The following is a 1,146-nucleotide window of genomic DNA, read 5'->3' as shown; positions in this document are numbered from 1 at the left end:
CCGCTCTACGGCAACGTCAGTTGCGAGGAAACCATCGAGTTCCGGCAATGTTTCCAGTGGTTCAGTGAACCCGGCGACCAACACGAGACCGCCCAGCTCCCATGGTTCCGGCAGGGTCTCGAGTACCCGTAGGACGGTGACCACGCCGAGGGAATGTGCCACAACCACTGTTGTCGCATCCGGCATTCCGAGTGCCGTGCTGACTGCGTTCTCCCAGGCTGCTTTGTCAGGATTGTCCGGGTTGGGGAGTGGAACGACTGTGACTTCTATGTCTTCAGCTTCGAGGGCGCTTTGAAGCCAGGGGAACCAGTTTGCATCCGGAGACGATTGGTATCCGTGGACGATGACGACGCGCTGGACGGGTCGAACCGGGACATTACTGGCTGGGGCGTTCATAGGCAAAGACTCTAGAGGGTTCAGCTGGCATCCCAGTTATGCGCGCGAATACCGCCACCGTACACCCGCCTCGCGTAGGCGCCCCGGGCCTTAGATTGCGCTGTTTTCCATTCGGGCGCTGACGGTACACGTCGTTACCCTTTAAGTCGTGACCGTAATGCGCTTGGCGGGTGGCGGAATCCATCTGCTGTCAGGGCGCATGGTCCCGGTCCTTGTCGTTAATGAAAACCTGCACCGCCACGACGTGGGTTTCTGTCAGGCCCTCCTCAGGGTCAGGCTTCTCCAGCAGGACGGGTTGGTGGTACTGGTGGGCCCAGTCGTGCACGTCAGCCTCTAGTGCATCGTCGATCCACACAATGGCGTCCCAGTCAGCGCCGCCTTCGGCCTCCATTTTGTTCAACCACCTGGATACTGACCCCAGCTTTGGCGTCTGCTGGTCCTCATCGTCCGGCTCCGGCATGATCTCCACACGCAGCGGTTTCACCTCGAGCTGCAGCTGCGCTTCGAGGCTGTCCACAAGATCCTCATCTGACGTCGATACCCACGCGAGCCTCCCTTTGGTGGCGAGCCGACGCACCAGGGCAACCTTTAAATCCGAGAGCTGCACATTCTTCCCATCAGACTTGTCACCCGGCTGAAGCTTAGGGTTGAGCACACCGTTGATGTCGAGGAGGATGATCGGTCTCATGACCGAGACCATAGCCGCTCCGCAGGCAGGAGGGTAGTCTCCAGGTCCTACTTGCCCGTTCT

At 59.8% G+C, this 1,146-nt stretch carries 2 protein-coding genes; both read right to left on the bottom strand.

Going from position 1 to position 1,146, the window contains the following annotated elements; translation table 11 throughout:
- A partial coding sequence (locus AC5RU7_RS20995; RefSeq protein ID WP_494053875.1) for an RBBP9/YdeN family alpha/beta hydrolase occupies window positions 1-396 on the bottom strand: 396 nt, incomplete at its 3' end.
- Between the two features lie 190 nt (window positions 397-586).
- The coding region (locus AC5RU7_RS20990) for an HAD domain-containing protein (protein ID WP_494053874.1) at window positions 587-1,146 on the bottom strand (560 nt) is incomplete at its 5' end.

It is taken from the genome of Arthrobacter sp. K410C, from assembly GCF_059090105.1.
The sequence above is the reverse complement of the archived record's forward strand: the minus strand, read 5'-3'. Positions and strand labels throughout refer to the sequence as shown.